The organism is Bradyrhizobium glycinis, from assembly GCF_016031655.1.
In the GTDB taxonomy this organism is placed as follows: domain Bacteria; phylum Pseudomonadota; class Alphaproteobacteria; order Rhizobiales; family Xanthobacteraceae; genus Bradyrhizobium; species Bradyrhizobium glycinis.
On the sequence record NZ_JACCHQ010000011.1, the window covers coordinates 160,498 to 182,267 of the forward strand.

A 21,770-nucleotide genomic window follows, 5' to 3' on the forward strand; every position below is an offset into this window, starting at 1 on the left:
GACCGCTTCATGCCGAAGCCGGACCGCGACGGGGTGGAATGGCGCAGCCGACCTTCTTCACAAAGCCGCCTGCCGCAGCGTTGGCCGACATCGCCACGCTGACCAAGGCGCAGCTGGTCGATCCCGCGAGGGGCGGCCACGTCATCACGGGCGTTGCTTCGCTCGACGAAGCGGGCCCGATGCATCTGGCGTTCTTCGACAACCTCAAATACGCCGATCAGCTCAGAGCGACCAAGGCGGGGGCCTGTCTGGTCAGTCCGCGCTTCGAGGCCGAGGTGCCCGAACATGTGGCGGTGCTGCGGGTGGCGCAGCCATTCCGCGCCTTCGTCCGGATCGCGCGGGAATGGCACGCCGACGCGCTGCGGCCGCAATCCTGGGTTGGCAACGACGGTATCGCGCCGTCGGCCATCATCGATCCCACGGCCCGGCTCGAGGACGGCGTGGTCGTCGACCCCCTTGCCGTGATCGGCCCGGAGGTCGAGATCGGCAGCGGCACCGTGATCGGCGTCGGAGCGGTGATCGGCCCGGGCGTCAAGATCGGCCGGGATTGCAATGTCGGCGCCCGGACCGCGATCCAGTGCGCATTGATCGGCAACAACGTGCTGATCCATCCCGGCTGCTCGATCGGCCAGGACGGCTACGGCTTCATCTTCTTCGGCCCTGAAGGTCATCTGAAGGTGCCGCAGACCGGACGCGTGCTGATCCAGAACGACGTCGAGGTCGGGGCCAACACCACGATCGATCGGGGGTCCTTGCGCGACACCGTGATCGGCGAGGGGACCAAAATCGACAATCAGGTCCAGATCGGCCACAATGTGACGATCGGCCGGCACTGCCTGCTCGCGGCCCAGATCGGCCTCGCCGGCAGCCTGACCATCGGCGACAACGTGGCGCTTGGAGCGAAGGTTGGCATCAACAATCACCTCAAGATCGGCGACGGAGCGCAGGTGACGGCGATGAGCGCGGTCAAGGACGACATCCCGCCGGGCGGCCGCTGGGGCGGGCATTTCGCCAAGCCGACCAAGCAATGGTTCAAGGAGATCATCGCGGTGGAGCGCCTGGTACGCGACAGCAAGGCCGATCCGAAGGACGAGGGACGGGAATGACGGCGGAATCACCTGTTAAGTTCGAGCTGGTGGACATCAACGCGATCCTCCAGACGCTGCCGCACCGCTTTCCGATGCTGCTGATCGACCGCGTGATCAACATCCGCGCCGATTACAGCGGCATCGGCATCAAGAACGTCACCTTCAACGAGCCGGCGTTCCAGGGGCATTTCCCCGAGCGTCCGGTCTATCCCGGCGTCATGATGATCGAGGCGATGGCGCAGACCGCGGGCGTGATCGGCATCAAGTCGGTCGAGGGCACCGAGAAGCCGCGGGCGGTCTATTTCCTGACCATCGACAAGTGCAAGTTTCGCAAGCCGGTGCTGCCTGGCGATACGATCGAGTATCACATGCGCTCGCTCGGCCGCCGCAAGACCATGTGGTGGTTTCACGGCGATGCCAAGGTCAACGGTCAGGTCGTCGCTGAAGCCGACGTCGGCGCCATGCTGACTGATTGAGCGGATCGACGAATAGCGAATAGAGAATGGCGCGTAGTCCACTTTCCATTCGCAACTCGCCATTCGCCCTGAAATGCGCCGAGATGATACGTCACTGGACAGATCGGGCATAGTCGCGCTAACCAGCCGAAAACCGAGCGAATTCAATACATAACCAGACCTTCTTGACGAGTAAGATTGGCTTGATGAGCAAGATTGATCCCACCGCGCGGATCGCGGACGGCGCCGTGATCGGCGAGGGCACCGAGATCGGACCCTATTGCATCATCGGCCCGAACGTCGTCATTGGCGCGAACTGCAAGCTGATCGGGCATGTGCACGTCACGGCGCAGACCACGATCGGCGACGGCTGCACCATCTATCCGTTCGCTTCGCTGGGCACGCCGCCGCAATCGCTCAGCTATCGTGGCGAGCTGACGCAGCTCAGGATCGGCTCGGGCTGCACCATCCGCGAATCCGTGACCATGAACGCGGGGACCGTCGCCGGCGGGGGCGTCACCTCGGTTGGCGACCGCGGCTATTTCATGAACTGCAGCCACGTCGGCCACGACTGCCATGTCGGCAACGACGTGATCTTCGCGACCTCAGCGACGCTTGGCGGTCATTGCGAGGTCGGCGACTTCGTCTTCATCGGCGGACTGTCCGCCGTGCACCAGTTCACCCGCATCGGAGCGCAGGTCATGGTCGGCGGGGTGTGTGGCGTCCGCGACGACATCATTCCGTTCGGTCTCGTCAACGGCCAATATGCCGTGCTCGAAGGCCTCAACCTGATCGGCATGAAGCGGCGCAAGTTCACCAAGCAGCGCCTCGCCACCGTGCGCGCGTTCTACCAGAAGCTCTTCCATGGCCCCGGCACCTTCGCCGAGCGGCTGGAAGCGGCACGGCCGCTCGCGGGCGAGGACCCCGCGATCGCCGAAATTCTCGACTTCATCGGCAAGGGCAAGCGCCCGCTCTGTCTTCCCGCCATCGCGAAGTGATGCTGGGATGGCCGCGGGCACGACATCGGCGGCTTTGCAGGTTTCGTCACCGGTCGGCATCGTCGCCGGCGGCGGCGCCATGCCGTTCGCGGTCGCCGAGTCGCTCGCCGCGCACGGCATCACGCCGGTGCTGTTTCCGTTGCGCGGGGCCTGCGATCCCCAGCGGGTGGAGAAATTCCGCCATCGCTGGATCTCGGTCGGCCAGCTCGGCCGCGCGATGCGGCTGTTCCGCGAGGAGGGCTGCCGCGACCTGATCTTCATCGGAACATTGGTGCGGCCTTCGCTGTCTGAGATCCGGTTCGACTTCACGACGCTGCGCCTGCTCGGCAACGTCATCCGGGCCTTCCGCGGCGGCGACGATCATCTGCTGTCGGGTGTCGGCCGCATCCTCGAGCAGGACGGATTCCGGATGGTCGGCATCAAGGACGTTGCGCCGGATCTGTTGATGCCCGAGGGCTGCATAAGCCGCGCCTGGCCGAGCGATGCCAGCAAGACCGACATCGCGCGCGGCCGGGCGGTGCTGACCGCGCTCGGTCCGTTCGACATCGGCCAGGCTGTGGTCGTGATCGACGGTCATGTGGTGGCGGTCGAGGACATCGAGGGCACCGACGCGCTGCTCGCCCGCGTCGCGCGGCTGCGCGAGGAGGGCCGCATCCGCGCCGCTACCGGACGCGGCGTGCTGGTGAAGGCGCCGAAGAGCGGTCAGGACCTGCGTTTCGACCTGCCGACGATCGGTCCGCGCACCATCGAGGGCGTCGCGGCCGCCGGCCTTGCCGGCATCGCCGTCATCGCGGGCAACACCATCGCCGCCGAGCCGCAGGCGATGATCGCACTTGCTGATGCCAAATATCTCTTCGTCATCGGCCTGCCCGCGTGATGTCGCGTGATCCCGAGCGCAAGATATTCCTGATCGCGACGGAGGAATCCGGCGACAGGCTTGGCAGCGCCTTGATGAAGGTGCTGCGCCAGCGCCTCGGCGACGGCGTGCAGTTCGTCGGTGTCGGCGGCCGCACCATGGCGCGCGAGGGCCTGGAATCGCTGTTTCCGATCGAGGAGCTGTCGATCGTCGGGTTTGCGGCGGTGGTGCAACAATTGCCGAAGATCCTGCGGCTGATCCGGCAGACCGCCGACGCCGTGACCGAGGCCGCGCCCGACGTGCTCGTCATCATCGACAGCCCCGACTTCACGCACCGCGTCGCCCGCCGCGTGCGCGCGCGCAGTCCCGCGATCCCGATCGTCGATTACGTCTCGCCGCAGCTCTGGGCATGGCGGCCGGGACGGGCGCGGACCATGCTCGGCTATGTCGACCACGTGCTCGGCCTGCTGCCGTTCGAGCCGGAGGAATACCGCAAGCTCGGTGGGCCGCCCTGCAGCTATGTCGGCCATCCCCTTGTCGAGCAATTGGGCTCGCTGCGGCCGAGTGCGGAGGAGCAGAAGCGCCGCGACGGTGAGCCGCCCGTGCTGCTGGTGCTGCCCGGCAGCCGCCGCAGCGAGGTCAAGCATCATCTCAACGTGTTCGGCGCAACGCTCGGGCGCTTACGGGGCGAGGGCTGCGCGTTCGAATTGATGCTGCCGACCATGCCGCATCTCGAAGCCATCATCCGCGAAGGCATCGCGAATTGGCCGGTCAAGCCTCAGATCGTGATCGGCGAGAACGAGAGGCGGGCCGCCTTCCGCATCGCCCACGCCGCGCTGGCGAAATCCGGCACGGTGACGCTCGAGCTCGCGCTGTCAGGCATTCCGATGGTGACGGCCTATCGCGTCGGCGCGATCGAGGCCTTCATCCTGCGCCGCGCGATCCGCGTCTCGTCGGTGATCCTCGCCAATCTCGTGATCGGCAAGGATGTCATTCCGGAGTATCTGCAAGAGGAGTGCACGCCGGAGAAGCTGGCGCCAGCGCTTCGCGACGTTCTGACGGATTCCACGCTGCGGCGGCAGCAGGTCGAGGCCTTTGCCAGGCTCGATCAGATCATGTCGACCGGCACCACATCGCCGAGCGTGCTCGCCGCCGACATCGTGCTCGCAACGACGCGGAAGAGTGGGCGAACGAGCTAGGGTATCTCATGAACGTCTGCTTGCAACAGCACAACGGAAGCCACTCGGCCTGGCTGCTCTCCAAAAACCAAAGGCCAAGAAACGCAACAGCGAAGGCGTGAGTGACGCTGAAGCGACGTGGATCACCCCTGTTGCGAAGGCAGACTAAAGTGAAACACGGCCCCCCGTGGTTCATTCGCACCAGTCCAAAGTCGTCCTCCGTGCGCCTCGATGATCGATTGGCAAATCGATAAGCCCATGCCGGTCCCGTCCGGCTTGGTGGTGTAGAAGGGCTCGAACAGGCGGTCAACGATTGCGACGTCAAGTCCAGGTCCGGTATCGCGTACGGCGACAACAACGCGATTTGATGCATCTGCAGCCGTGCTGATCCGCAGCTCTCGTCCGCCAACGTCGACGCAGTTCATTGCCTCGATCGCGTTGAGGATCAAATTGAGAACCACCTGTTGCAGCTGAACGCGATAGCCCTTCACGAGCGGCAAGCCGGGGGCGAGGTCGGTCTGGATCGAGACGTCATGTTTGAGCAGCTCGCTACGGGCTATGGTGATCACGTCCAGGATTGCAGCATTGACATCGACGCTCTCCTTCGGCGCTGGAGCTTTCTTGATCAAGGAACGGATCCAACTGATGATCTCGCCGCCTCGCTTGGCTTCTGCGACAATGGATACGAGCGCCTGCTGCGCCTTTTCGAAATTTGGAGATTGTGTTCCTAGCCAGTTCAGTGCGGCCTCTGCGTTGCAGAGCACCGCGGTGATTGGTTGGCTTGATTCGTGTGTCACCGAAGCCGTGACCTGGCCCATTGCCGCCGCGCGATTGGCGTGTGTTAGTTCAGCCTGCATCTCACGGAACGTCTCGGCGGTTCGCTTGCGTTCGGTGATGTCGCGGCTCAGACAAATGATTCGTGACTGTCCGACTTCGCAGAATTCCCGCATACGAACTTCGACGGGAAACACAGTGCCGTCCTTTCGGCAATAGCGCCTCTCGAGCGTAGCGATGCCGCCGGCCTTGAGACGCTCCCGGTTGCGACGCCAAGTCGCTTCATCCATCTCCAGATCGAACAAAGCCGCAGTTGCCCCAACCAGTTCGGCCCGGCTGTAGCCGAGACTTTCGCAGGCATTCCGATTCACATCGAGAACGCGACCATCTTCACTGTGCAACATGAACGTATCGGTCGCGTGGTCCACGAAGGTACGGAAACGGGCCTCGCTCTCGATCAGTGCCTGTTCGGCGCGCTTGCGCTCGGTGATGTGGCGCCCCACACCGCGGTAACCCACGAAGTTCCCTGTCTTGTCAAAGATGGGCAGCCCAGAGACGGAAATATAGCGCTTGCCGCCGTCAGGTGTCGGCCGCGCGAGCTCGAAATCGCGAAACGGGAGGTGAGCGTCGAGTATCTCCCGGTGTTTGCGCCAGCCATCTGCGTCAGGTTCGAGATACGGGACCTCCCATCGTGTCCTGCCGATCTCGGAGACCGGCGGCTCGGGAAGCGTCTCGGCGAACTCCTGGCGGATGAAGCGATGCTGCGCGTCCGTTTCCCAGTACACATCAAAGGAGAATTGCACCAGCGTGCGAAAGCGCTCCTCGCTCTCGCGCAGTGCCTCCTCGGGGCGCTTGCACTCGTTCGAATCGATCGCGACCGACGGCACTTGAATCGCATGTTGCATGATCATCTCTTGCTCACGCGTGATGGATCAATCGACCGATTTGTCGTACCGGATTGCGTCCCGTCCCGGAGTTATCCAAGATTGATCAGGAATATGCCTTTGGCGACTATACTCCCGTATACAGGGCCTCTCTATAGCGACGTGCCTGTGACGAACCCGAGCCGAAACAACGCGAGCTGAACCCGGGTCCGTCAACGCATGCGTGTGAGGCGGCCCGTCTTTCTTCTCTCGCGGGCGGCGACCAATGTCCGTCGATAGTGGCCGACGCCCGCCTTCGATGCGATATGGGAGCAACGGCCGGATGCCGTGCTGGTGAGCGGAGAGGGCGATCTTTACGCCAACCGCCAGCTCATCGCCGAGCTCGCCGTGAAAAAGCGCCTGCCGACGATATGTCCGTACCGCGATTACGTCGAAGCCGACGTATTGATGGGTTATGCTCTCAATCTCACGGAGCTGTTCAGGCAGTTGGCCGATGACGTGCAACAAGTCCTGAAAAGGCCGCTCTCAGGGGAGAACCGGACCTGACGCATTGAGCGGCCGGGCCGCCGCTGGTGAGCCGGAAGGCCATTCGGTCGGCGGCCGATCGACACGCTAAGTCCAGGACCCGAATGCGAATTGTGAGGTCACTTCCGGGCCCGCACCACTCACCACAGACGCAGAGTGCGCTCCAAGAGTTCTATTTCGGAGTGCCGGTCTGGCTCCCCGATCCGGTGGTCTGCCCACTTCCCGGCCGGCCCGGAGGATTCGCAGAAGCGGCCGGCTTGTCCTGATCGGCCACGTATCCGGACTCTCCGGAGTTGCGGGTCTTGATGCCCTTGTCCGCGTCGCGCTGCATCTGCTCATTGGGCTGACCAGCCTTGAGCCCTTGGTCCACGTCGCGGTTCATCTCCTCCTTGGTTTGCTCACTGGGTGCGGCCTTTTGCTGTTGGGCCGTTGCTTGGAAGGCAATTGCGCTTCCGGCGACTACAATCAACGCGAGAATTGCTGTTCGCATGCTTCTCCTCCACGGCTTGCTCCGGCCCCTAAACGCGCGAACCTCCCAAGGTTTCCTAGTTCCAATCGCTATTGCCGAAAATCACGTCTTGCGATCAGGTGGGTTGCGCTCAAGGCGCCGATTTGCCCAGCGGCATGCATTGATGTGTGTGTTTGACGTTTCACTCGGACAGCAAAGCGGACCCGAACGAGTTCATGAGCACCCGCCCTAAGCCAGTCCGCCATCGACGCGAAAGCACTGGCTGGTGATGCGCTGACTTTCGTCGGAGGCGAGGAACAGCGCCATGTTGGCGATGTCCTCGGGCGTTACCGCATCGGGCACCGCCTGGCGCGAGCGCATCTCGGCGATGACCCGATCGTCCGGATACCACAACCGGCGCTGGCGCTCGGTGATCACCATCCCCGGCGCGATTGCGTTGACGCGAATGCGGTCGGAGCCGACCGATCGCGCCAGCGAGTTGGTGAAGCCGACGATCGCCGCTTTCGCCGCGGCATAGACCGGCAGCGCCGGCGCGCCGCGCATCCAGGCGATCGAGGACATGTTGATGATCGAGCCGCCGCCGCGCGCCTGCATCTGCGGAACCACCGCTTGCGCGGCGAAGAAGACGTGCTTGAGATTGACGCCGATCATCCAGTCGAACTGGGATGGCGTGACGTCGGCGAGAACCTGACGCTGATCGTTTGCGGCGTTGTTGACGAGAACGGCGGCATCGCCGAGCGAACGCTGGGCCTCTGCCATGGCGCTGCGCAGGGCGTCGATGTCGAGGATATCGCAGGGCACGAATAGCGGCGCGGGCCCGGACGAGGTCGCTATCTCCCGTACCAGGGCTTCGCCGGCATCCTTGTCGATATCGAGGAAGGCGACCCGGGCGCCTTGGCCTGCGAAGGCCCGGACGAAGGCGGCGCCGATGCCGCTGGCGCCTCCGGTAATCAAGACCACGCGGCCGGCAAGGCTGGAATAGGTCGTCTTCGTCATGCGATCAGGCGCTCCGTCTCGGGGTCGAACAGGCAAATGCGGCGGGTGTCGAGCGCGAAGACGGCGGACGTGCCGGGCGCGGGGCGGATATCCGGCGAGATCCGCGCCATCGCGGGCTCGCCGCCGAGCCGCAGCAACACCATCGTCTCGGCACCGGTCGGCTCGACCAGCTCCACCGGCGCCTCGACGAGGACAGGAGCCTCGCTGGAAAATGTGCGGCTGCCCTCGGCAATGCATTCCGGCCTGATTCCGAACACCACCTTGCGCCCGACAAAGGGGGCTGCGGCGTCATATCCCCTCAGGCGCAGACGAAGCTCGTCGACCCGTCCCGCGCCGATCACGACGACCGGGCCGTCATTTTCGGCTTCGAGCCGCGCCGGCATGGTGTTCATCGGCGGCGAGCCCATGAAGCGTGCGACGAACAGATTGGCGGGAAAGCGATAGACGGTGTCGGGGTCGGCGAATTGCTGCACGCTGCCCTGATGCATCACGGCGATCCGCGTCGCCATCGTCATCGCCTCGATCTGATCGTGGGTGACATAGACGATGGTGGCGCCGATGCGCTGGTGCAGGCGCTTGATCTCCATCCGCATCTCGACGCGCAGCTTGGCGTCGAGATTGGAGAGCGGCTCGTCGAACAGGAAGAGCAGGGGATTGCGCACCAGCGCGCGCCCCATCGCCACGCGCTGGCGCTGGCCGCCGGACAATTGCGAGGGCTTGCGGCCGAGCAGCGGCTCGATCTGGAGCAGTTTTGCGACATTCGCGACCGCAGCGTCCTGCTCGGCCTTGGGAATGTGACGGCATTCCATGCCGAAGGTGATGTTCTGTCGTACGGTCATCGAGGGATAGAGCGCGTAGGACTGGAACACCATGGCGATGTCGCGGTCCTTCGGCGCGACGTCGTTGACGACGCGGCCGCCGATTTCGATCGTTCCCGCGCTCGGGCGGTCGAGCCCGGCGACGATGTTGAGCAGCGTGGACTTGCCGCAGCCGGACGGGCCGACCAGCACGGTGAACTCGCCGCTCTCGATGTCGAGCGCGATGTCCTTCAGCACCTCCAGATTGGCGTAGCGCTTGGACAGGCCGCGAATGCTCAGTGCTGCCATGACAACTCCATCATTTCACGGCGCCGGCAGTCAGGCCGCGGACGAAGTACTTGCCGCCGAGGAGGTAGATCAACAGCGTGGGCAGCGCGGCGATGATCACCGCTGCGCTCTGCACGCCATGTTGCGGGATATCGGCGACCGCGGCGGACAGCGCGATAAGCGCCGCGGTGACGGGCTGCTGCTGGCCAGTGATGAACGTCACGCCATAGAGAAACTCGTTCCAGATATGGGTGAACTGCCAGATCACCGTGACGATCAGGATCGGCCCGGAGAGCGGCAGGATGATGCGCCAGAAGATGCGGAAGAAGCCCGCGCCGTCGATCCGCGCGGCCCTGATCAGTTCATGGGGAATGGCGACATAATAGCTGCGGCAGAACAGCGTGGTGAAGGAGAGCCCCTGGATGGTGTGAATCAGCACAAGGCCCGTGAGCGTGTTGATGAGGCCGACGTCCCGCAGCACGATGGTCCAAGGCAACAGGCGCATCTGCTGGGGGAGAAACAGGCCGAGCGTCACGATGCCGTAGATCCAGTTGTCGCCGCGAAAGCGCCAGAGCGACACGGCGTAGCCGGCGATTGCGCCGAGCAGGGTCGAGAAGATCGTGGCGGGAATCGTGACCAGCGCGGAGTTCAGCATGTAGGGCCGGATGCCGGCGCAGGTCTCGGCGACGCAGAAGCCGCTCCAGGCTGCCGCGTAATTGCTCCAGGCCAGATGCTGCGGCCAGCCGATCATCGATCCCTGCGCGATCTCCTCGTTGGTCCGGAGCGAGTTCAGCACCACGACGACGAGCGGCGCGAGCCAGGCCGCGGCGATCAACGAAACGGCGAGATAGATCAAGATCCGGCTCGGTGCAAAGCTGCGATCAGGCATGCGCGGCCCGCCGTCGCTGGATGTATCGCCACGCCGCATAGGGCAGCAGCACGGCGAGAAGAATGAGCAACATCAGCACGGCCGCTGCCGCGCCGCGGCCGAGCAGGCTGCGCTGGAACATCAGGTCGTAGACGACGAGTGCCGGCAGCTGGGTCGCGATCCCCGGTCCGCCGTTGGTGAGCGCGCGGACGAGATCGAACGTCGAGATCGCGAACTGCAACTGGATCACCACGACGGTGATGGTGATGGGCCACAGCGACGGCAGGATGATGCGCCGGTAGGTTCGGACCGGACCCGCGCCGTCGATCTGCGCGGCCTTGATGATGTCGCTGTCGACGGAGCGAAGGCCGGCAAGGAACAGCGCCATGGCAAAGCCCGAGGATTGCCAGATCGCAGCGATGACAATGGTCCAGATCGCCATGTCGCGGTCGATCAGCCAGTCGAACTTGAAGGTGGTCCAGCCGAGGTCGTGGACCAGCTTCTGGATTCCAAGGCCGGGATTGAGCAGCCAGCTCCAGACCGTGCCGGTGACGACGAACGACACCGCGAGGGGATAGAGGAAAATCGATCGCAGCACGTTCTCGCCGCGAATGCGCTGATCGAGCAGGATCGCAAGAATGAGGCCGGTCACCGCGCTCAGCAGCACGAAGGCGCTGCCGAACAGCAAGAGATTGTCGAAGGCGATCTGCCAGTTGCGTGAGGCCGCGACCGCGGAATAGTTGCGCAAGCCGACCCAGCCCGTAACGGGAACGAGCGTGGACGGTGTGAACGAGATCCAGATCGTCCAAAGCGAAAACGAGACGAGGTGCGCGGCAGAGAGCAGCAGCGGCACCCAGATCATCAGATATTCGGGCAGCCGGCGCACCCATTCAGGAAGCGCCGGCCGGCCCGGTCTCATCGTGGCGGCATTGCTCAACGCGCGCCCTCGACGGCCTCAGCGAGGCGCATGGCGGCCTGCTCCGGCTTGATCGTCTTGTTCTTCACATACTCGGTGATCACGTCGATCATCGCGGCCGTCATGCCGTTTTCCTGCGCCATGTTGTGCGCCATGCTGAGGACGGCCTGATTGCTGGCGATGGCGTCCTTCAGGGCCTTTGCGGTCGTTCGTTGCCCCTCGGACCAGCCTTCGCCGGACAGATCGACATCGGTGCGCACCGGAATCGATCCCGTGATCTGCGAGTACATCGTCTGGATTGCCGGATCCATGACGAGCTGGGCCATCAGCGTCTGGCCGGCTTGCAGGTCGGGCTCCTTGCGCTGCCAGAAGATGAAGGCGTCGGCGTTCAACAGGAAGACCGGCTTGCCGTTGTCGCTCGGGCCTGGCGCAATCATGAAGTCCTCGAGCTTGAAGCCGGCATTGCGCAAGACGCCCTGGGCCCAGCCGCCCATGATCATCATACCCATGTCGCCGTCGATGAAGCGCTTCAGGTTGGTCGAGAAATGCTGGGCGCCGACGTTGGGGTCCATCCAGTCGGCGATCTTGCGCACCTGGACGAACGCGGCCTTGATCTCGGGGCCCTCGAGGGCCTTCTTCTCCAGATTCATGATGGCCGCGCGATAGGCGAGGGGACTGATGCCCGCGAGAGCCGCCTCGAATTTCTGTCCGTCGTCCGGGCGGGTGCCGCCGTTGGCAATAGGGAAGGCGACGCCGCCCGTCTTCATCCTTTCGGCGAGGTCGTTGAAGTCGGCCCAGGTGACGGGGACCTTGTCCGCCTTGGCCTTGTCCATCGCGCGCTTCGACAGGAACAGCATGTTGGTGCTGTAGATCTGCAGCGGTAGCGCAATCCATTTGCCGCCAGGCTTGTGCAGTTTTGCAAGGTCGGGCGCGACGACCTTCTCGTAGCCGGCGGCCGCGACGAGCGCGTCGAGATTGACGGTCGGGGCAATCTTCGACCAGGCCGCAATCTCGGGACCTTTGAGCTGCGAGCAGGCAGGCGGGTCACCGGCCATGATCTGCGCGCGCAACTTGTTCATCATCTCGGTGGTGAAGCCGGGGACGGGCGAGTGCTGCCAGACACCGCCTTTCTCCTCGAATTTCTTGCCGAGCGCCGTGATGGCGGCCCCATCGCTGCCCGCCGACCATTGCGAGATCGCGGTCAGTCGCGGCTTGGCCGCGCCTTGCGCGCGGGCAAGGTGCGGAAATGCGAGCGCGGCAGCGGATCCAGCGAGCAGACGACGCCTTGTTGTTGTGATCGGCATGGCAGTTCCTCCCGGTGTGAAAACTTTCGCCCTTGCGGGCTATTCAGGCTCAGCGCATGTCAGGCCGCCTCCGTCGATGCCGCCGGCATGCCGCCGCGGCTGGCGAGACAAAACGCGGCGAATGCGAGCGCAGCCTGCGGATCGTTGCCCGTCGACGGCGGCACGAAGGCGAGCGAGACCTGCGCCAATTCGCGTCCGCCCAGCAGGCAGGCGTCGATCCCGTCGACCAGTGCTTTTCGATCCTCTTCCGCTAGAAGCGACGGCCAGCCGCTGATCGCAACGCCGCCGCATGGCTTGACGTTCAGCGTGTTGCCGATCGCAAGGCCGAGCCGGAACAGCCGTCGGCGCAATTCCTGCCGCACGCGCGACGAGATCGGGACCGTGTTCACCCATTCGTTGCCGAGCTGGAGCAGCTCGGTTTCGGAAACGCCGAGAAGCTCGGCCAGCGCGGGAATCGACGCATAGGCCTCGACGCAGCCGTTATGTCCGCAGCGGCAGCGCGGTCCGTCAGGCCCGAACACCATGTGGCCGAGCTCGATCGGCTGCAGGGCATCGGCCTCGGCCGGATCGTCCATCCAGGCGCCGGCGACGCCGTGGCTGACGAGCACGAACAGATGCGTGTCGTTGAACGGATAGTTTTCCGTGCGGCAGCAGTGAAAGGTGGCATGCGCGACGACTGAATTGGTGAATTCGAGCGGCACGCCCGCGAACATCTCGCCGAACATGTCGCTGACGCGAGCGAGGTCGCAGGGAATGATCGGGTTGGCCGATATGCTGAGCCGACCGAGGCCAGGAATCGAGACGCCGATCTGGGAGAGGGTGATCCGGCGCCGCCGCGTCCAGTCGCGCAGCAACGTCATCGCTTCGCGAAACGCCCGGCCGACGGTCTCGGCGTTCGGCGTCTTCGGCAGCGGCACGCGCTCGGTGTAGTGCAGCTCGCCCGACAGGCCGCCGACACCGACGCTGAGCCGCTGCGCCGTCAGCTCGAAGGCTGCCAGCGCCACCGCGCCGTCGAGCGACACGAGGCCGGTCGGGCCGCCGACGTAAGGGGCAGGGCGGCGCACTTCCTCGATCAGGCCTTCCGCCTTCAGGTCGAGCAGGATGCGCGACAGGCTCGCTTCCGACAGGCGCACGGCCTTGGCCAAAGGCGGACGAAACGAACCGCCCGACTGAAGCAGATGAGTCAAAATGGCAGCCCGCGTCTGCCGCCGACTTCTCGGCTGCTCCGGCATTTCCATCCCTGTCGTCATTCTTACTTAGTGTAAGAATGCGCGCGGAGCCTTCTGGCTGTCAAGCGTTCGGCCGGGCCACGCATCGACTTGTTGTTGTGCGCGGCAGCATGGATCGGTCGTGCAATCGGTCTCACAAACGAAAACGGCGCCATCGCAAGAGGGCGCCGTTTCGAAAGTCGTGATGATGATTGTCAGCGCTTGTCGATCGGCACGTAGTCCCGCTTGGCGACGCCGGTGTAGAGCTGGCGCGGGCGGCCGATCTTCTGCTGGGGATCCTCGATCATCTCGCTCCACTGGCTGATCCAGCCGACGGTGCGGGCGACCGCGAACAACACGGTGAACATCGAGACCGGGAAGCCCATCGCCTTCAGCGTGATGCCCGAATAGAAGTCGACGTTCGGGTAGAGCTTGCGGTCGATGAAGTACTGGTCGCTGAGTGCGATCTTCTCGAGCTCCATCGCCACCTTCAGCATCGGATCGTCGCCATGGCCGGTCTCCTTCAGCACGGCATGACACATCTTCTGCATGATCTTGGCGCGAGGATCGTAGTTCTTGTAGACCCGGTGGCCGAAGCCCATCAGGCGGACTTCGGAGTTCTTGTCCTTCACCTTGGCGATGAACTCGGGGATCTTGTCGACCGTGCCGATCTGATAGAGCATGTTCAGCGCGGCCTCGTTGGCGCCGCCATGGGCCGGGCCCCAGAGACAGGCGATGCCGGCCGCGATGCAGGCGAACGGGTTGGCGCCCGAGGAGCCGGCGATGCGCACCGTCGAGGTCGAGGCGTTCTGCTCGTGATCGGCGTGCAGGATGAAGATCTTCTCCAGCGCGTCGGCGAGCACCGGGCTGACCTTGTAGTCCTCGCAGGGCACCGCGAAGCACATGTTCAGGAAGTTCTCGGCAAAGCCGAGCGAGTTCTTCGGATAAATGAAGGGCTGGCCGACAGTGTACTTGTAGGCCATTGCCGCGAGCGTCGGGATCTTCGCGATCATGCGCATGGAGGCGATCATGCGCTGCTTCGGATCGTTGATGTCGGTGGAGTCGTGATAGAACGCGGCGAGCGCGCCGACGGCCGCAACCATGATCGCCATCGGATGGGCGTCGCGGCGGAAGCCCTGGAAGAAGCGGGCCATCTGCTCGTGCACCATCGTGTGATGGGTCACGCGGTAGTCGAAATCCTTCTTCTGCGCGGCGGTCGGCAGGTTCCCATAGAGCAGCAGGTAGCAGGTCTCCAGGAAGTCGCCGTGCTCGGCGAGCTGCTCGATCGGGTAGCCGCGGTATTCCAGCACGCCCGCGTCGCCGTCGATATAGGTGATCTTGGACTGGCAGCTCGCGGTCGAGGTGAAGCCCGGATCGTAGGTGAACAGGCCGGACTGGCCGTAGAGCTTGCCGATATCGATGACGTCAGGCCCGACGCTGCCGCTGAGGATCGGGAGATCGAAATTCTTGTTTCCGACCGTCAGCGTCGCGGTCTTTGGGCTTGGTTTTGCGTCCATCAGAGGTCCCCGATGTGTGGTGAAACGGGCCGGAGCCGGAGGCCCCCAGGGAGACCATGGGAGCAGGCCGGATGTTCCAGAATGTGGGGGAGATGGGTATATTATTGCTATGTGCGCTGCAAGATCGCCGCACGCATGGTCGACTTACGTCGTAGACTGATCCATGAGCCGGCCAAGGCTTTCCTGGCGCCCCAGAACGTCCAAAACCTCAAATATACCAGGGGACGTCGTCCGTCCGGTGAGCGCCGCCCGAAGCGGCTGGGCGACCGCGCCGAGCTTGAGACTATTTTCCTCGGCAAAGGCGCGCAGCGCCGCTTCCGTGGTGGCGCCGCTCCACGTCTCGACATTCTCCAGCGCGGAATGAAGCTGGCCGATCAGCTTGCGGTTCTCGGGCGTCAGCAGCGCCTGCGCCTTGGGATCGAGCGCCAGCGGCCGGTCGGCGAAGATGAAGTGGGCGCCGTCGATCAGCTCGATCAACGTCTTGGCGCGCTCCTTGAGGGCCGGCATGGCCTTGAGCAGCTGCGCGCGCGTGGTGTCGTTTAACTTGGCCTTAATCTCGTCGCGGCTCGGCACGATGTGGTCGAGTACGTCCACGAACATCCTCACGAGCGATTGATCGTCGGTGTGACGGATGTAATGGCCGTTGAGGTTTTCCAGCTTGGCAAAATCGAAGCGGGCGGCGGCACGGCCGACGCCGGCGAGATCGAACGCTTCGATCATCTCCTCGGTCGAGAAAATCTCCTGGTCGCCGTGGCTCCAGCCGAGCCGGACGAGGTAGTTGCGCAGCGCAGCCGGTAGGTAGCCCATGGCGCGGTAAGCATCGACGCCAAGCGCGCCGTGCCGCTTGGACAATTTCGAGCCGTCCGGGCCATGGATCAGCGGGATGTGGGACATGCTCGGCAGCGCCCACCCCATCGCATCGTAGATCTGCTTCTGGCGCGCGGCGTTGATCAGGTGGTCGTCGCCGCGGATCACGTGGGTGACGCCCATGTCGTGGTCGTCGACGACAACCGCGAGCATGTAGGTCGGGTTGCCGTCGCCGCGCAGCAGGACGAGATCGTCGAGGTTCTCGTTCTGCCAGACCACGCGGCCCTGGACCTGGTCCTCGATCACGGTCTCGCCGGTCTGCGGCGCGCGCAGGCGGATGGTGGGCTTGACGTCGCCCGGAGCCGTCGCCGGGTCGCGGTCGCGCCACATGCCGTCATAGAGGCGGGTGCGCCCCTCGCTGCGCGCCTTCTCGCGCATGGCGGCGAGCTCCTCGGCGGTGGCGTAGCAACGGTAGGCCTTGCCGTCGGCCAGCAGCTGCTCGGCGACCTCGCGGTGGCGGGCGGCGCGGGCGAACTGGTAGATGACCTCGCCGTCCCAGCCGAGCTCCAGCCACTTCAGCCCGTCGAGAATGGCGCCGATCGCGGCTTCCGTGGAGCGTTCCCGGTCGGTGTCCTCGATCCGCAGCAGCATCTTGCCGCCGTGCTTCTTGGCATAGAGCCAGTTGAACAGCGCCGTGCGGGCGCCCCCGATATGGAGGAAGCCGGTCGGCGAGGGAGCGAAGCGCGTGACGACGGAATCGGACATTCTTGGCAGGGCCTATGCATTGGAGGCGGTGGTGTATAGCAGGAACGGGACATAACTAAAGGGCGACGGCGGACCTGACAGGCCTTGCTTAAGCTCTTGGCGCGGCCACGCGAATTTGGCAGAAGAACCGCTGATTTCCCTACAGGATTTTCGTAATGACAGAACCGGTGGCAGCTGAGGTTGGGCGCGATTTCATTCGTGACATCATCCAGGCCGACCTCGATCAGGGCAAATACAAGGAGATCGTGACCCGGTTCCCGCCGGAGCCGAACGGCTATTTGCACATCGGCCACGCCAAGTCGATCGCACTCAACTTCGGCATCGCCCAGGAGTTTCCGGGGCGCTGCCACCTGCGCTTCGATGACACGAATCCGGTCAAGGAGGAGCAGGAATATATCGATTCCATCCAGGCCGACGTGCGCTGGCTCGGCTTCGACTGGGGCAAGAACCTGTTCTTCGCCTCGGACTATTTCGACCAGCTTTACGAATGGGCGGAGAAGCTGATCCGCGACGGGCTCGCCTATGTGGACGACCAGACCCAGGAGGAGATCCGCGCCTCGCGCGGCACGCTGACCGAGCCCGGCAAGAACTCTCCGTTCCGCGACCGCAGCGTGGAGGAGAATCTCGATCTGTTCCGCCGCATGAAGGCCGGCGAATTCCCCAACGGCGCACGCGTGCTGCGGGCCAAGATCGACATGGCCGCGGGCAACATCAACCTGCGCGATCCCGTGCTGTACCGCATCCTGCATGCGCACCATCCGCGCACCGGCAACGCATGGTGCATCTATCCGAGCTACGACTATGCCCACGGCCAGTCGGACGCCATCGAAGGCATCACGCACTCGATCTGCACGCTGGAGTTCGAGGACCACCGGCCGCTCTACGACTGGTTCATCGAGAAGCTGCCGGTGCCCTCACAGCCGCATCAGTACGAATTCGCGCGGCTGAACCTGACGTACACGCTGCTGTCCAAGCGCGTGCTGACGCAGCTCGTCCGCGACGGCCATGTCGCGGGCTGGGACGATCCGCGCATGCCGACCATGGCGGGCATGCGCCGCCGCGGCGTGCCGCCGGCGGCGCTTCGCGAGTTCGTCAAGCGCATCGGCGTCGCCAAAGCCAACAGCGTCGTCGATGTCGGCATGCTGGAGTTCTGCATCCGCGAGGAGCTGAACCGCACCGCGCAGCGGCGCATGGCTGTGTTGAAGCCGCTCAAGGTCGTGATCGAGAATTATCCGGAAGGGCAGACCGAGGAGCTCGAGGCGATCAACCATCCCGACGATCCGTCGGCCGGCACGCGGAAAATCACGTTCGGCCGCGAGCTCTATATCGAGCAGGACGACTTCATGGAGAACCCGCCGAAGAAGTTCTTCCGCCTGTCGCCGGGCAACGAGGTGCGGCTGCGCTATGCCTATTTCGTCAAGTGCACCGGCGTGATCAAGAACGACAAGGGCGAGGTGTTGGAGCTGCGCTGCACATACGATCCCGCGACCAAGGGCGGCAATGCACCCGACGGCCGCAAGGTCAAGGCGACCATGCACTGGCTGCCGGCGTCGGCCTCCAAGCCGGCGGAGATCCGCATCTACAACCAGCTGTTCGCTAGTCCCAGCCCGGATGCTTCGAATTTTGCGGCCGATCTCAACCCGAACTCGCTGGAGATCCTCACCGATGCGCGGGTCGAGGTATCAGTTGCGGAGAGCAATTCGACCGAGCCGATGCAGTTCGAGCGCCAGGGCTATTTCGTGCGCGACAAGGACTCGACGCCGGGCAAGCCGGTGTTCTCGCGCACCATCGGCCTGCGCGATACTTTCGCGAAGGAAGTCGCCAAGGGCTGAGCTAGAACATGGGCAACGAAGCCGACGCCATCGTTTCCGCCATCATCGCGAAATGGTGCGCCGGCTTCGCGACGCTCGATGCGGCTGCGCTGTCCTCGCTCTATGCGAGGAACGCGTTCTTCTTCGGCTCCAACCCGAAGCTCTATCGCGGCAGGGACGGCGTCGCCGAGTACTTCAATGGCCTGCCACGCTGGCGCAGGCCGAGCGCGACCTTCTCGGAGGTGCACGCCGCGCAGGCCGGCCCTGACCTGATCAACATGGCCGCGACCATCACGTTCGATCTCGCCGGCGAGCGGGACGATCTCGTCGTGAAGATGAGCTGGGTCATCATCCGCGAGGACGACGACTGGAAGATCGTCAATCACCATGCTTCGGCCAAGGCGCCGCTGATCTAGCGCCGGATGCGTACTTCATCGCATCCACTTCACCCGGTCGCTACAGCTTGTACCCGATCTTCCTCAGGAGGTCCTTCCGCCACGCAATGTCGGCGTCGGTCTCGATACCCAGCGGTGAGGCGCCATCCACTATGCCGAGCACGCCACGGCCGAGCTCGGTTTGCGCGACGATCACCTGCGTGGCGTTGGCCGTCGCGCAGTAGATGCGGCAGACCTCCGGCACAGAGCGCACGGCAGCCAGGACGTTGACCGGAAAGAAGCCGTCGCCCAGGAAGATCAGAAAAGTGTGGCCGGCGCCGATGGCCAATGCGTTGTTGCGGGCGTGGGTGAGGGCCGCTTCGTCATTGCCCGACCAGCGCACCAGCCGCTTGCCGGAGGCTTCGCAGAAGGCGAGCCCGAAGCGGATGCCCGGAACCGTGCCAACGAGCGCCTCGTGGAGGTCTTCCACGGTCTTGATGAAATGCGACTGACCGAAGATGAAGTTGGCCGCGTCCGGCTTGACGATGGGTACGACGGTGAGTTCCATGGCCGCGCTCCTCCAGGAGAGGGCTACACGATTCATGTTAGGCCGACGGAAAGCGATTGTCAGCCGCCGCCCGAGCCGCTTCGTGGAACCGGCGGACTCGCTCCAGGTCCTTGTCGTGCGAACCGTCCTGATCCGTCTTCGTCTTGGAGTCGACGCCCGCTGGGCGGACAGCTTGGATCGCTCCTGCGACGTTGTCCGGTCCGAGGCCGCCTGCGAGGACGACCGGAATACGGACAACGTCCACGATGCGGCGACTGATATTCCAATCATGCGTCACGCCGAGCGCGCCGATCTGCTTGTCGGTGGACCGATAACTGTCGAGCAGCAGAAAGTCTGCAATGCCAACGTAGCTCTCGGCAATCGCGACGCTTTCCTCGGAGAACACTGGTATGCTTCTCATCACGACGATCCCCGGCAACATGCGTTTGAGCGAAGCAACATCTTGCGGGGAAAGCAGTTCGGCGCTGGCTCCCAAATGGACGATTGCGGGGTTGAGCTCGCGCGCCCAAGACGCAATCAAGGAAAGATCCCGGGTCAGAAACAGTGCCGAGAATTTCGATGGCGGTACAATTGCCGCGCCGATCTTGGAAGCCGTCGAGATCGGCAGTTCGCGCGGAAATTGGCCGTCTCCGACGAGCACGCCGATATGATCGACGCCAATGGCCGAAAGTGCTGACGCCTCTTCGGGGGTGGAGATTTCATAGATCTGGGTCAACATCGGGCGTCACCTCTCCGAGTCTCAGGCGCGAGGTGCCCCGAACGCCGCCATCACCTCGGCCAGCATCCGCTCCTGCTCTCCCCCATAGCGCGGAGAGAAATGAAAGGGCTCGACGCGGCGGACATTGGCTTCCCGTGCGACTTCTCCGGCAGCCGTGGTGGTAAGATGAGCCCGCTGCTTCGCTATTGCGGCGTCCGCGTCCGCAAACGCCGCCTCGATGAAGAGGATGTCTGCATTCTGAATCAGCGCCACGATGGCGGCACGATTGGCCGGCGTGTCGGCAACATCGGTCACATAGGCGATTTTCTGGCCGGCAGTGACCGTCACAAGATCGCGCAGGCTTGAGAGTGGCACGAGGCGATCCGACTTGGCCGCTTCCTCGATATGGATCAAATGATCTTCCGCGCGACGCTCGACGACGGCTTTCTTTAGCGACAGCAACCAGGGACCGACGGGTAGTCCACGCTCCGACAGCCTATTCTTCCATACGTTGACATGGGCCGCTTCCTGCAGCGCAAAGCCGAGGCAGGGCGTGCCATGCTCAAGGATCGCGGCTGACACGCGATGGGTCGGTTCATCGCAGAGTACGCCCGCAGTGGTCTTGCGAGAGGCGGATGGCTCTGCCGCGAAGCCTTTCCTCAGCCGGAACCGCGTGGTGGAGATGGAATCTTCCGCACCAAGTTCGCTGACGTCGAAAACAAGATCGCAGGGATAGTTTTCGACCAGGTTCCAGCGATAGGCCTGAAGCTTGTGAAAGACGTGCTCGGCCAAGCCGGGCGGACCGAACAGCTGTACCGATTTCTCGCGCCCGACGAGCAAACGCAGCAGATGGTCGAAGCCAACGAAATGATCGATATGCGCGTGCGAGACAAAGACCTGATCGACGCGTCGGATCTTCCGTGGTGCCAGTGAAGCAATCTCTCCGATATCGAACAGCAGGCTTCGCTTCTCGAACAGCGTCTCGACATAGACCGTTGGATCGCCGTAGCGACCGTTGACCAGGCTAGGATGGAAAAGCGGTCGCATGACAACAATTCTGCTGCAACAGTTCCAAATGCATCTCCCCTCATCTTAGGGGACGGCGATGGATTCCGCACCGGGCAGGATCGAGCTAGAATACATCAATCGGATCGAGGAGAGAGCCATGAAACTCGTTTCAAGCGCCTTCGCCGATGGTGCCGCAATTCCGCGACGGATTACCTGTGATGGCGAAAATCTTTCGCCACCTCTGCAATGGAGCGACGCGCCGGAGGGGGCGCGGAGTCTTGTCCTGCTCTGCGACGATCCCGATGCGCCCGCCGGCAAATGGCATCACTGGGCAGTCTACAACATTCCGCCGGCGGTCACGGAACTTGCGATCAACGCCGCGCAGAACGCCAGAATGAAGCAAGCCGTCAACGATTTTCGGAAGGTGGGCTATGGCGGCCCGTGTCCGCCGCATGGCCATGGGCCTCATCATTATCATTTCCGACTGCTTGCCCTCTCGATGGAGGACCTGCCGACAAAGGCCAATGCATCCTGCAGCGACATCGAGCGAGAGGCGCGCAAGCACCTGATCGCGGAGGCGACCCTCGTCGGTTGGTATGAGAGGTAGGCGAAAGAATGC

22 protein-coding genes are annotated in these 21,770 nt (G+C 63.8%); 9 read left to right on the forward strand and 13 right to left on the reverse strand.

Annotated elements, in window-relative coordinates; all coding sequences use genetic code 11:
* The first annotated feature begins 38 nt into the window (after positions 1-38).
* The 5 genes from lpxD (at position 39) to lpxB (ending at position 4,596) form a co-directional block, all read left to right on the forward strand.
* A complete protein-coding gene (gene lpxD / locus HZZ16_RS18170; RefSeq protein WP_197950135.1) occupies positions 39-1,106 on the forward strand; it encodes a UDP-3-O-(3-hydroxymyristoyl)glucosamine N-acyltransferase in 1,068 nt (355 codons plus the stop codon).
* Complete coding sequence (gene fabZ / locus HZZ16_RS18175; protein WP_036010015.1) at positions 1,103-1,564, forward strand: 3-hydroxyacyl-ACP dehydratase FabZ; 462 nt, start codon at positions 1,103-1,105, stop codon at positions 1,562-1,564. Before lpxD ends, fabZ begins: the two co-directional genes overlap by 4 nt.
* A 185-nt stretch (positions 1,565-1,749) precedes the next feature.
* Positions 1,750-2,541: an acyl-ACP--UDP-N-acetylglucosamine O-acyltransferase gene (gene lpxA, locus HZZ16_RS18180; protein ID WP_197950137.1), complete on the forward strand. Its 792-nt coding sequence runs from the start codon at positions 1,750-1,752 to the stop codon at positions 2,539-2,541.
* 7 nt (positions 2,542-2,548) lie between these two features.
* Positions 2,549-3,418, forward strand: coding sequence for an LpxI family protein (locus tag HZZ16_RS18185; RefSeq protein ID WP_197950139.1), 870 nt, complete (start codon positions 2,549-2,551; stop codon positions 3,416-3,418).
* On the forward strand, positions 3,418-4,596 hold the full coding sequence (lpxB, locus tag HZZ16_RS18190; RefSeq protein WP_197950142.1) for a lipid-A-disaccharide synthase: 1,179 nt from the start codon (positions 3,418-3,420) through the stop codon (positions 4,594-4,596). Before HZZ16_RS18185 ends, lpxB begins: the two co-directional genes overlap by 1 nt.
* 122 nt (positions 4,597-4,718) lie before the next feature.
* Here lpxB and HZZ16_RS18195 read toward each other — a convergent pair whose 3' ends face one another.
* Positions 4,719-6,254 carry a PAS domain S-box protein gene (locus HZZ16_RS18195; protein WP_197950144.1) on the reverse strand — a complete coding sequence of 512 codons (1,536 nt, stop codon included), beginning with the start codon at positions 6,252-6,254 and terminating at the stop codon, positions 4,719-4,721.
* 312 nt (positions 6,255-6,566) lie between these two features.
* Between HZZ16_RS18195 and HZZ16_RS18200 the strand changes: the two genes are divergently transcribed.
* The gene (locus HZZ16_RS18200) at positions 6,567-6,779 is read left to right on the forward strand and encodes a hypothetical protein (protein WP_197950146.1); all 213 of its coding nucleotides are present in this window, start codon (positions 6,567-6,569) and stop codon (positions 6,777-6,779) included.
* 151 nt (positions 6,780-6,930) lie between these two features.
* On the opposite strand, the gene HZZ16_RS18205 is transcribed toward HZZ16_RS18200, so the two are convergent.
* The 9 genes from HZZ16_RS18205 to gltX all read right to left on the reverse strand — a co-directional run bounded on the left by HZZ16_RS18205 (position 6,931) and on the right by gltX (position 16,693).
* Entirely contained in the window at positions 6,931-7,248 is a 318-nt protein-coding gene (locus HZZ16_RS18205; protein ID WP_197950149.1) for a hypothetical protein, read from the reverse strand.
* A 207-nt stretch (positions 7,249-7,455) separates the two neighbouring features.
* Positions 7,456-8,223 carry an SDR family NAD(P)-dependent oxidoreductase gene (locus HZZ16_RS18210; RefSeq protein ID WP_197950151.1) on the reverse strand — a complete coding sequence of 256 codons (768 nt, stop codon included), beginning with the start codon at positions 8,221-8,223 and terminating at the stop codon, positions 7,456-7,458.
* On the reverse strand, positions 8,220-9,329 hold the full coding sequence (locus HZZ16_RS18215) for an ABC transporter ATP-binding protein (RefSeq protein WP_197950154.1): 1,110 nt from the start codon (positions 9,327-9,329) through the stop codon (positions 8,220-8,222). The genes HZZ16_RS18210 and HZZ16_RS18215 overlap by 4 nt, the downstream gene beginning before the upstream one ends.
* A 10-nt stretch (positions 9,330-9,339) precedes the next feature.
* Positions 9,340-10,197, reverse strand: coding sequence for a carbohydrate ABC transporter permease (locus tag HZZ16_RS18220; RefSeq protein ID WP_197950156.1), 858 nt, complete (start codon positions 10,195-10,197; stop codon positions 9,340-9,342).
* A complete protein-coding gene (locus HZZ16_RS18225; RefSeq protein WP_376707575.1) occupies positions 10,190-11,095 on the reverse strand; it encodes a carbohydrate ABC transporter permease in 906 nt (301 codons plus the stop codon). The genes HZZ16_RS18220 and HZZ16_RS18225 overlap by 8 nt, the downstream gene beginning before the upstream one ends.
* Before the next feature lie 14 nt (positions 11,096-11,109).
* On the reverse strand, positions 11,110-12,396 hold the full coding sequence (locus HZZ16_RS18230) for an ABC transporter substrate-binding protein (protein WP_197950161.1): 1,287 nt from the start codon (positions 12,394-12,396) through the stop codon (positions 11,110-11,112).
* A 59-nt stretch (positions 12,397-12,455) separates the two neighbouring features.
* On the reverse strand, positions 12,456-13,634 hold the full coding sequence (locus HZZ16_RS18235) for an ROK family transcriptional regulator (protein ID WP_197950226.1): 1,179 nt from the start codon (positions 13,632-13,634) through the stop codon (positions 12,456-12,458).
* Between the two features lie 185 nt (positions 13,635-13,819).
* Complete coding sequence (gene gltA, locus HZZ16_RS18240; protein ID WP_197950163.1) at positions 13,820-15,121, reverse strand: citrate synthase; 1,302 nt, start codon at positions 15,119-15,121, stop codon at positions 13,820-13,822.
* 144 nt (positions 15,122-15,265) lie between these two features.
* Positions 15,266-16,693, reverse strand: coding sequence for a glutamate--tRNA ligase (gltX, locus tag HZZ16_RS18245; RefSeq protein ID WP_197950165.1), 1,428 nt, complete (start codon positions 16,691-16,693; stop codon positions 15,266-15,268).
* 155 nt (positions 16,694-16,848) lie between these two features.
* Between gltX and HZZ16_RS18250 the strand changes: the two genes are divergently transcribed.
* Positions 16,849-18,525 carry a glutamine--tRNA ligase/YqeY domain fusion protein gene (locus HZZ16_RS18250; RefSeq protein WP_197950167.1) on the forward strand — a complete coding sequence of 559 codons (1,677 nt, stop codon included), beginning with the start codon at positions 16,849-16,851 and terminating at the stop codon, positions 18,523-18,525.
* Positions 18,526-18,533: 8 nt separating this feature from the next.
* Positions 18,534-18,920 (forward strand): SgcJ/EcaC family oxidoreductase, encoded by a 387-nt coding sequence (locus tag HZZ16_RS18255; RefSeq protein ID WP_197950169.1) that lies wholly within the window; start codon positions 18,534-18,536, stop codon positions 18,918-18,920.
* 40 nt (positions 18,921-18,960) lie between these two features.
* Here the strand turns inward: HZZ16_RS18255 and HZZ16_RS18260 are convergent, their stop codons facing one another.
* Genes HZZ16_RS18260 through HZZ16_RS18270 form a run of 3 tightly spaced genes read right to left on the reverse strand, consistent with a single transcriptional unit; the run spans position 18,961 to position 21,190 of the window.
* Entirely contained in the window at positions 18,961-19,446 is a 486-nt protein-coding gene (locus tag HZZ16_RS18260; protein WP_197950172.1) for an adenosine-specific kinase, read from the reverse strand.
* Positions 19,447-19,483: 37 nt separating this feature from the next.
* A complete protein-coding gene (locus tag HZZ16_RS18265) occupies positions 19,484-20,164 on the reverse strand; it encodes a phosphoribosylanthranilate isomerase (protein WP_197950174.1) in 681 nt (226 codons plus the stop codon).
* Between the two features lie 21 nt (positions 20,165-20,185).
* Positions 20,186-21,190, reverse strand: a complete 1,005-nt coding sequence (locus HZZ16_RS18270; protein ID WP_197950176.1) for a ribonuclease Z — start codon at positions 21,188-21,190, stop codon at positions 20,186-20,188.
* A 118-nt stretch (positions 21,191-21,308) separates the two neighbouring features.
* Between HZZ16_RS18270 and HZZ16_RS18275 the strand changes: the two genes are divergently transcribed.
* A complete protein-coding gene (locus HZZ16_RS18275) occupies positions 21,309-21,758 on the forward strand; it encodes a YbhB/YbcL family Raf kinase inhibitor-like protein (protein ID WP_197950178.1) in 450 nt (149 codons plus the stop codon).
* Positions 21,759-21,770: the final 12 nt, after the last annotated feature.

What these genes read in the sequence shown, in the direction of transcription:
- lpxD (WP_197950135.1), top strand. Translation starts at nt 39, where the DNA reads ATGGCGCAGCCGACCTTCTTCACAAAGCCGCCTGCCGCAGCGTTGGCC.
- fabZ (WP_036010015.1), top strand. Translation starts at nt 1,103, where the DNA reads ATGACGGCGGAATCACCTGTTAAGTTCGAGCTGGTGGACATCAACGCG.
- lpxA (WP_197950137.1), top strand. Translation starts at nt 1,750, where the DNA reads ATGAGCAAGATTGATCCCACCGCGCGGATCGCGGACGGCGCCGTGATC.
- HZZ16_RS18185 (WP_197950139.1), top strand. Translation starts at nt 2,549, where the DNA reads ATGGCCGCGGGCACGACATCGGCGGCTTTGCAGGTTTCGTCACCGGTC.
- lpxB (WP_197950142.1), top strand. Translation starts at nt 3,418, where the DNA reads ATGTCGCGTGATCCCGAGCGCAAGATATTCCTGATCGCGACGGAGGAA.
- HZZ16_RS18195 (WP_197950144.1), bottom strand. Translation starts at nt 6,254, where the DNA reads ATGCAACATGCGATTCAAGTGCCGTCGGTCGCGATCGATTCGAACGAG.
- HZZ16_RS18205 (WP_197950149.1), bottom strand. Translation starts at nt 7,248, where the DNA reads ATGCGAACAGCAATTCTCGCGTTGATTGTAGTCGCCGGAAGCGCAATT.
- HZZ16_RS18210 (WP_197950151.1), bottom strand. Translation starts at nt 8,223, where the DNA reads ATGACGAAGACGACCTATTCCAGCCTTGCCGGCCGCGTGGTCTTGATT.
- HZZ16_RS18215 (WP_197950154.1), bottom strand. Translation starts at nt 9,329, where the DNA reads ATGGCAGCACTGAGCATTCGCGGCCTGTCCAAGCGCTACGCCAATCTG.
- HZZ16_RS18220 (WP_197950156.1), bottom strand. Translation starts at nt 10,197, where the DNA reads ATGCCTGATCGCAGCTTTGCACCGAGCCGGATCTTGATCTATCTCGCC.
- HZZ16_RS18225 (WP_376707575.1), bottom strand. Translation starts at nt 11,095, where the DNA reads ATGAGACCGGGCCGGCCGGCGCTTCCTGAATGGGTGCGCCGGCTGCCC.
- HZZ16_RS18230 (WP_197950161.1), bottom strand. Translation starts at nt 12,396, where the DNA reads ATGCCGATCACAACAACAAGGCGTCGTCTGCTCGCTGGATCCGCTGCC.
- HZZ16_RS18235 (WP_197950226.1), bottom strand. Translation starts at nt 13,634, where the DNA reads ATGGAAATGCCGGAGCAGCCGAGAAGTCGGCGGCAGACGCGGGCTGCC.
- gltA (WP_197950163.1), bottom strand. Translation starts at nt 15,121, where the DNA reads ATGGACGCAAAACCAAGCCCAAAGACCGCGACGCTGACGGTCGGAAAC.
- gltX (WP_197950165.1), bottom strand. Translation starts at nt 16,693, where the DNA reads ATGTCCGATTCCGTCGTCACGCGCTTCGCTCCCTCGCCGACCGGCTTC.
- HZZ16_RS18250 (WP_197950167.1), top strand. Translation starts at nt 16,849, where the DNA reads ATGACAGAACCGGTGGCAGCTGAGGTTGGGCGCGATTTCATTCGTGAC.
- HZZ16_RS18255 (WP_197950169.1), top strand. Translation starts at nt 18,534, where the DNA reads ATGGGCAACGAAGCCGACGCCATCGTTTCCGCCATCATCGCGAAATGG.
- HZZ16_RS18260 (WP_197950172.1), bottom strand. Translation starts at nt 19,446, where the DNA reads ATGGAACTCACCGTCGTACCCATCGTCAAGCCGGACGCGGCCAACTTC.
- HZZ16_RS18265 (WP_197950174.1), bottom strand. Translation starts at nt 20,164, where the DNA reads ATGTTGACCCAGATCTATGAAATCTCCACCCCCGAAGAGGCGTCAGCA.
- HZZ16_RS18270 (WP_197950176.1), bottom strand. Translation starts at nt 21,190, where the DNA reads ATGCGACCGCTTTTCCATCCTAGCCTGGTCAACGGTCGCTACGGCGAT.
- HZZ16_RS18275 (WP_197950178.1), top strand. Translation starts at nt 21,309, where the DNA reads ATGAAACTCGTTTCAAGCGCCTTCGCCGATGGTGCCGCAATTCCGCGA.